10 protein-coding genes are annotated in these 6,419 nt (G+C 66.4%); 4 read left to right on the forward strand and 6 right to left on the reverse strand.

The window, feature by feature from the left end; all coding sequences use genetic code 11:
* The first annotated feature begins 58 nt into the window (after positions 1 to 58).
* From LH128_RS30685 to LH128_RS30700, 4 genes are read left to right on the forward strand one after another with little or no spacing between them, the layout of a single operon-like run.
* Positions 59 to 607: a pseudouridine synthase gene (locus LH128_RS30685; RefSeq protein WP_008833582.1), complete on the forward strand. Its 549-nt coding sequence runs from the start codon at positions 59 to 61 to the stop codon at positions 605 to 607.
* 38 nt (positions 608 to 645) lie between these two features.
* Complete coding sequence (gene trxC, locus LH128_RS30690) at positions 646 to 1,086, forward strand: thioredoxin TrxC (RefSeq protein WP_037522416.1); 441 nt, start codon at positions 646 to 648, stop codon at positions 1,084 to 1,086.
* A gap of 60 nt (positions 1,087 to 1,146) precedes the next feature.
* Positions 1,147 to 1,422 carry a BrnT family toxin gene (locus tag LH128_RS30695; protein WP_008833584.1) on the forward strand — a complete coding sequence of 92 codons (276 nt, stop codon included), beginning with the start codon at positions 1,147 to 1,149 and terminating at the stop codon, positions 1,420 to 1,422.
* Positions 1,388 to 1,690, forward strand: coding sequence for a helix-turn-helix domain-containing protein (locus LH128_RS30700; RefSeq protein WP_172705224.1), 303 nt, complete (start codon positions 1,388 to 1,390; stop codon positions 1,688 to 1,690). Before LH128_RS30695 ends, LH128_RS30700 begins: the two co-directional genes overlap by 35 nt.
* A gap of 52 nt (positions 1,691 to 1,742) precedes the next feature.
* Here LH128_RS30700 and LH128_RS33980 read toward each other — a convergent pair whose 3' ends face one another.
* The 6 genes from LH128_RS33980 to LH128_RS33985 form a co-directional block, all read right to left on the reverse strand.
* Complete coding sequence (locus LH128_RS33980) at positions 1,743 to 1,886, reverse strand: hypothetical protein (protein WP_155986379.1); 144 nt, start codon at positions 1,884 to 1,886, stop codon at positions 1,743 to 1,745.
* The gene (ybaL, locus tag LH128_RS30705) at positions 1,883 to 3,562 is read right to left on the reverse strand and encodes a YbaL family putative K(+) efflux transporter (RefSeq protein WP_008833586.1); all 1,680 of its coding nucleotides are present in this window, start codon (positions 3,560 to 3,562) and stop codon (positions 1,883 to 1,885) included. The genes LH128_RS33980 and ybaL overlap by 4 nt, the downstream gene beginning before the upstream one ends.
* Positions 3,563 to 3,655: 93 nt before the next feature.
* Positions 3,656 to 3,994, reverse strand: a complete 339-nt coding sequence (locus tag LH128_RS30710; protein WP_008833587.1) for a hypothetical protein — start codon at positions 3,992 to 3,994, stop codon at positions 3,656 to 3,658.
* A gap of 255 nt (positions 3,995 to 4,249) precedes the next feature.
* On the reverse strand, positions 4,250 to 5,236 hold the full coding sequence (nadA, locus tag LH128_RS30715) for a quinolinate synthase NadA (protein WP_008833588.1): 987 nt from the start codon (positions 5,234 to 5,236) through the stop codon (positions 4,250 to 4,252).
* A gap of 237 nt (positions 5,237 to 5,473) precedes the next feature.
* Complete coding sequence (locus tag LH128_RS30720; RefSeq protein ID WP_008833589.1) at positions 5,474 to 6,184, reverse strand: hypothetical protein; 711 nt, start codon at positions 6,182 to 6,184, stop codon at positions 5,474 to 5,476.
* A gap of 77 nt (positions 6,185 to 6,261) precedes the next feature.
* The gene (locus LH128_RS33985; RefSeq protein ID WP_442800368.1) at positions 6,262 to 6,405 is read right to left on the reverse strand and encodes a hypothetical protein; all 144 of its coding nucleotides are present in this window, start codon (positions 6,403 to 6,405) and stop codon (positions 6,262 to 6,264) included.
* Positions 6,406 to 6,419 lie beyond the last annotated feature (14 nt).

Below are 6,419 nucleotides of genomic sequence, written 5' to 3' on the forward strand. Positions count from 1 at the left end.
CTCGCCGTGGCGCTGGCGATGGCGCGCGCCGCAGACAAGCCCGCGAAGGATTGATCGCATGCCCCGCCTGATCCTGCTCAACAAGCCGTTCGACGTGCTGCCGCAGTTCACCGACCTCAAGTCTCCCAGCCCGCGCGCGACGCTGTCGGACTTCGTGAAGGTGTCGGGCGTCTACCCCGCCGGGCGACTCGACCGCGACAGCGAGGGGTTGCTGCTGCTGACCGACGACGGCCGCCTGCAGGCGCGCATCTCGAACCCGCGCTACAAGACGCCCAAGACCTATCTCGTGCAAGTCGAGGGAGAGCCGGACGAGGCCGCGATCCAAACGCTGTGCAAGGGTGTCACGCTGAACGATGGCCCGACGCTGCCCGCTGATGCCCGCCGCATCGACACGCCCGACCTGTGGCCGCGCAATCCGCCGGTGCGCTTCCGCAAGACCGTGCCGGACTGCTGGATCGAACTGACCTTGCGCGAAGGCCGTAACCGGCAGGTCCGCCGCATGACCGCCGCCGTCGGCCACCCGACCCTGCGCCTCGTGCGCTGGCGCATTGGCGACTGGACCCTCGATGGCATCGCGCCGGGCGAGTGGCGCGAAGTGGCGGTCTGAGTCGCGCGCTCCTACATCGATGGTGAGGAGACGTGTCCATGTCCGATAACAGAATCGTCGTTTGTCCCCGCTGCACGACGTCTAACCGGGTGCCGGTCGAACGGCTGGGCGCCGGCGGCACATGCGGCAAGTGCAGGGCGGCCCTCTTCGCCGGGGCGCCGGTCACCCTGACCACAGCGAATTTCGATGCTCATGCGGGGCGCAGCGACCTGCCGCTGCTGGTCGATTTCTGGGCCGCGTGGTGCGGTCCCTGCCGCCAGATGGCTCCGGCCTTCGCGGCGGCGGCGGCGCAGCTGGAGCCCGAGATGCGCCTCGGCAAGCTCGACACCGAGGCGGAAGGGGCGATCGCCGGGCACTACGGCATCCAGTCCATCCCGACCCTCGTTCTGATCCACAAGGGCCGGGAGATCGCGCGCAAGTCCGGTGCGATGCCGCCCGGCGCGATCGTCGCCTGGGCACGGGCCGCGGCGGCTGGGTAAGTCGCCGGATGGACGGGGTTTAACTTCCCGTGTTATATGCGATGCCCATAGTCACGGGCGATGGAGTTCGCGTTCGACCCCGCCAAGGACGAGGCCAATCTGGTCAAGCACGGCTTGCGGCTGGCGTTCGGGATGCGGATTTTCGAGGATACGCGGCATGAGGTCTTACCTTCGTTTCGCTTGGTCGATGGCGAAGATCGCTACAAGGCGGTGGGCTTGGTGGACGGTAAGTTGTTCACGGTCGTGTACGTCTTGAGAGACGATCGGGTCAGGCTGATATCTGTTCGACGGAGCAATGCTGGTGAACAAAGAGACTACGATCGCAATTCCGGCTGACCCCAACGATCCCGAGGATTTTGACGTAAGCGTGGCCGGGCTGGAACGCGCCCATATCGGACGGCGGTTTCGCATTCTGCGGCATCGCCTCGGCTTGGACCAGGCGCAGTTCTCGGCCGCCTATGGCATTCCGCTCGCCAACTTGCGCCAGTACGAACTGGCTCGCCACATGCCGCCACCCGCCGTGCGCGCCTATCTCACGGTCATCGAGGCCGAACCGGAGATGGTGCGCAAGGTCATGGCGCAGGCAGCCGGAGTGCCTGCCTAGACTACGACTGCCTTTGATGACGGCGAGAACGTCGACCCAAACCTGTCTCGTTTCAGTGCGGCAATGACGGGAAGGCGCCGTAGCCCGGCACCTCCCCGTGGTTCATCACGCAGGCGGTGGGGACGGCGACGGCCAGCACGATCCCGCCCCAGACCGCCCACTTGAACCAGCCGGGCGGTTTTCTCCTCGCCCTCATGCCGACTTCACGTCCGGTACGGCGGCGATGCGGCTGGCGCTGGCGCCGATCAGTTCGAGCATCTGCCGCGCGATCTCCCGCTCGCCCAGCACCACCTTGTCGCAGCCGTGCTCCACTAGATGCGCGAACTGCGCGTCCGAGTGGGCGCGTGCGATCACCGAGAGGTCGGGGCGAAGCTTGCGGGCGGCCTCGCAGATCGCGCCCGCCTCGAAGCCTTCGGGGATGGCGATGAGCATGCGGTTGGCGCGCTCGATGCCGGCTTCCCTCAGGACATCGGGCTCCACCGCGTTGCCGGTGACGACCTCGAAGCCCTCGGCGCGGGCCTCGCGGGCGAGATCGCTCTGCGCTTCGATCAGCAGCACGGCGGTCGGGGTGGCGCGCAGGCCGTGCGCCACCAGCTTGCCGACGCGGCCGTAGCCGACGAGGATGACGTGCTCCTCGCGCTTTTTCTCATGCTCGATCTCCGCCTGTTCGGCCTGCTCCTCCATCTGCTTCTTGACGGAACCGGTGCTGCCGACCGCGAAGTTGAAGATGAAGGGGTTGAGGAAGATCGAGATGATCGCGCCCGCCAGGATGAGGTCGCGTCCCGCCTCGGGCAGCAGCCCCAGCCCGGCACCCAGCCCGGCGAGGATGAACGAGAACTCGCCGATCTGCGCAAGGCTGGCGGAGATCGTCAGCGCCTTGTCGTTCTCGTAGCCGAAGGCGCGCACGATCAGCCAGGCGGCCAGCGACTTGCCGACCACGATCGTCAGCACCGTAACCAGCAGCGGGATCGGCTGCTCGGTCACCACCGAGGGGTCGAACAGCATGCCCACCGAGACGAAGAACAGCACCGCGAAAGCGTCGCGCAAGGGCAGCGTTTCCTCGGCGGCGCGGCGGGACAGCTGGGTTTCGCCCAGGATCATGCCTGCGAAGAAGGCACCCAGCGCGAAGCTGACGTCGAAGGCATAGGCCGCCCCGAACGCCACGCCGAGAGCCACCGCAAGGACGGCAAGGCGGAACAGCTCGCGCGATCCGGTGTGGACCACCCAGTGCAGCGCCCAGGGCAGCACGCGGCGCCCGACGATCAGCATCAGCGCCACGAAGCCCGCGACCTTGAGGAGCGTGGTCGAGATCACCCATGGCAGGCTTGCCGCCCCGTCTCCTCCCGAGAGGCCAGAGGCCAGCGCAGGCAGCAGCACCAGCGCGAGGACCATGACGAGATCCTCGACGATCAGCCAGCCGACGGCGATGCGGCCGCGCTCGGTCTCGACGAGGTTGCGGCTTTGCAGCGCGCGCAGCAGGACCACGGTACTCGCCACCGAGAGCGCGAGGCCGAAGACGAAGCCGGCGGCAAGGTCCCAGCCCATCATGTAGCCGATGCCGATGCCCAGCAGGGTCGCGACGGCGATCTGCACGAGTGCGCCGGGGATGGCGATGTTCTTCACCGCCAGCAGGTCCCGCAGCGAGAAATGCAGGCCGACGCCGAACATGAGGAGAATCACGCCGATCTCGGCGAGTTCCTGTGCGAGCCCGGCATCGGCGACGAAGCCGGGCGTGAAGGGGCCGACCATGACGCCGGCGAGAAGGTAGCCTGCGATGGGGGAAACCCGCAGGCGGTGGGCGAGCGCCCCCATGAAGAAGGCGATCACCAGACCGGCGACGATGGTGCCGATCAGGGGAGTGTGATGAGGCATTGGATGTCCCGTGCTTCGCTGCCGGGACGCGCTGGAATGCGCCGCTCCGGCCTTGCTGAAACTGTCGGATCGGCATTGCGATCCGGCGGCGTGTCAGGCGAAGGGCGGGGCTCTGGGCTGCGACAGCGCGCAGCGCCAGCCGGGCGGGCCGGAGGCTGCGGCCGGGGCAGGGCAGGCGCGGGCGTCCCGTGCTTTCCGGTCCTGGGAGGAGGCGGCGAGCAACATCCCCCTGCCGAGCGGGTCACGCTGGGGGGCGAGCTTGCGCACGGCAGCCACGCGCAGGGAGTGGCCGGTCGATACCTCGACCGTGGAAGGGCTGAATGCCGAGCCGGAGGCACGGGCCTCGATCGGGATCAGCGCGTGCGCGAAGACGGCGGCCAGCAGCAGCAGGCACCAGACCTTCAGTTTCCTCAGGATGAGGACATCACGCAAGTTTCGGGGCTCCCCGGTTCGTTCCCATACAACATAGGAAGCGCGAAGAGGTTTCGCCAGTCGTCGTCCCGGACTTGATCCGGGACCGGTGGCCGTGAACAGCCGGGCTTTCCGTTTTATGCGGCGGGGGCTTCGACAAGCTCAGCCTGAGCGGTTTTGAGAGCAGTTCATCAAATCTCGCTCAGGCTGAGCTTGTCGAAGCCCCCGCCTAAAGACAGCCACCGGTCCCGGATCAAGTCCGGGACGACGAAGCCCTCAACGCGCGCCCAGGTCGCCCTTGCCGATCGTCCCGCTGGCCATCTCCAGCATGCGGTCGAGGCTCTTCTTCGCCGCCAGACGCAGCGGTTCCTCGATCTCCACGCGCGGGGACAGGTCGCGCAGCGCGATGTACAGCTTCTCGAGGTTGTTGAGCGCCATGTAGGGGCAGATGTTGCAGTTGCAGTTGCCGTCCGCACCGGGCGCGCCGATGAAGGTCTTGTTCGGGATCGAGAGCTGCATCTGGTGGATGATGTGCGGCTCGGTCGCCACGATCAGCGTGTCGCCGGGCATGGTCTTCGCATACTGCAGGATGCCACTGGTCGAGCCGACGTAGTCCGCATGATCGACGATGTGCGGCGGGCATTCAGGGTGCGCGGCGATCGGCGCATTGGGATGCTCGGCGCGCAGTTTCAGCAGTTCGGTCTCGCTGAACGCCTCGTGCACGATGCACACGCCCGGCCACAGCAGCATCTCGCGGTTGAACTTGCGCGCGAGGTAGCCGCCGAGGTGACGGTCGGGGCCGAAGATGATCTTCTGGTCCAGCGGGATCTGCTGCAGGATCGTCTCGGCGCTGGAGCTGGTGACGATGACGTCGGACAGCGCCTTAACCTCGGTCGAGCAGTTGATGTAGGTCAGCGCGATGTGATCGGGGTGCGCCTCGCGGAACGCCTTGAACTTCTCCGGCGGGCAGGAATCTTCCAGGCTGCAGCCGGCGTTGAGATCGGGCAGCACGACGATCTTGTTCGGGGAGAGGATCTTGGCGGTGTCGGCCATGAACTTCACGCCGCAAAAGGCGATGACGTCGGCATCGGTTTCCGCCGCCTTGCGGCTCAGTTCGAGGCTGTCGCCCACGAAGTCGGCAAGGTCCTGAAGCTCGGGCTTCTGGTAGTAATGGGCGAGGATGACCGCATTGCGCTCCTTGCGCAGGCGCTCGATCTCGGCGCGCACGTCGATGCCTGAGAGGTCGGCGGGCATTACGGTCATGGTCGTTCCTGTACATCCTCGCCCGAACCTTGCTGCGGGCGGGGTCTATCTAGGGACGCTGGCCCAAGGACCCAAGCGGAATTTTCGCAGATCGCGGCCGTCGCCTGATCCTCCCTGTCGCGTAGCGATGGGGAGGTGGCAGCCCGCAGGGCTGACGGAGGGGGCTCCCCCTCCACCACCCGCTATGCGGGCGGTCCCCCTCCCCATCGCTGCGCGACAGGGAGGACAGCAGGACATCTATCCCGCGAATTGCGCCGCGAACGCGACCCACGGCGGCGTGATCGCCAGCAGCTCGACAAGGACATGCGCCAGCACCACCGCCAGCGCGACGGTCACGGTGGCAGGATGGACGCGGCCTATCGTGCGCCGGTCGTGCCGCACGATCAGCGCGACCATGCCAAGCTGGATCGCCATCGACAGCCACTCGCCCCAGGGCATGATGAAAGGCATCGGCAGGACCCGGCCGAGCGCAGGGTCCATGATGAGGATGGTGGAGCCCAGGATCAGCCGCTTGTGCCAGTCCGCACGGCCACGCAGCGCAACGGCGCCGCCGACCATTATCACGAAGATCAGCATCGAGACATGGATCAGCGCAAGGAAATAGGCCGGCGGGAAGAACGGAGGGAACATGCCGGTGCGAAGCCCGGCGAAGCAGGTCAGGCTGGTCAGCACGGCGATGGTGGGCAGCATGACTGCACTCGCCCAGCCGAGCCGTCGGTGCAGTTCCAGCCCACTGCCGTTGCCCAGCAGCGCCTGCGTCGTCACGAGGGCGAGCCAGCCGAGCATGACCACGCCATGGACATGAAAGATTACCGGCACTTGCGTAACGGGCACGAAGCCGCGCAGACCGAATTGTGCAAAGGCGAAGACGATGAACAGGCTGAGCCCGATCGTCATCTTCGCCCAGAACGAGACGCGCGAAACCTGCGCTGCGGCTGCGGTTGCCATGAATTACCCTCCACCTTTCGATGGCAGTGGATAATACCGTGTGAAGTGTTATTGCGACAATACTTGTCGATGAACGCCTAATTCGCGGCGATCAGCGTCCATTCGTCTTCGCGGCGCGTTGTAATGCCGCGTTTTTCCAGATCGAGGAGGTGGGCCAGGACCGAACGCCCGGCGGCGGGCCAGAGCCTTTCGTCGACGCCCTTGTACATCAGCGGAACCATCGCGGCGATGGTGG

This window comes from Sphingomonas sp. LH128 (assembly GCF_000293195.2).
In the GTDB taxonomy this organism is placed as follows: Bacteria; Pseudomonadota; Alphaproteobacteria; order Sphingomonadales; family Sphingomonadaceae; genus Novosphingobium; species Novosphingobium resinovorum_A.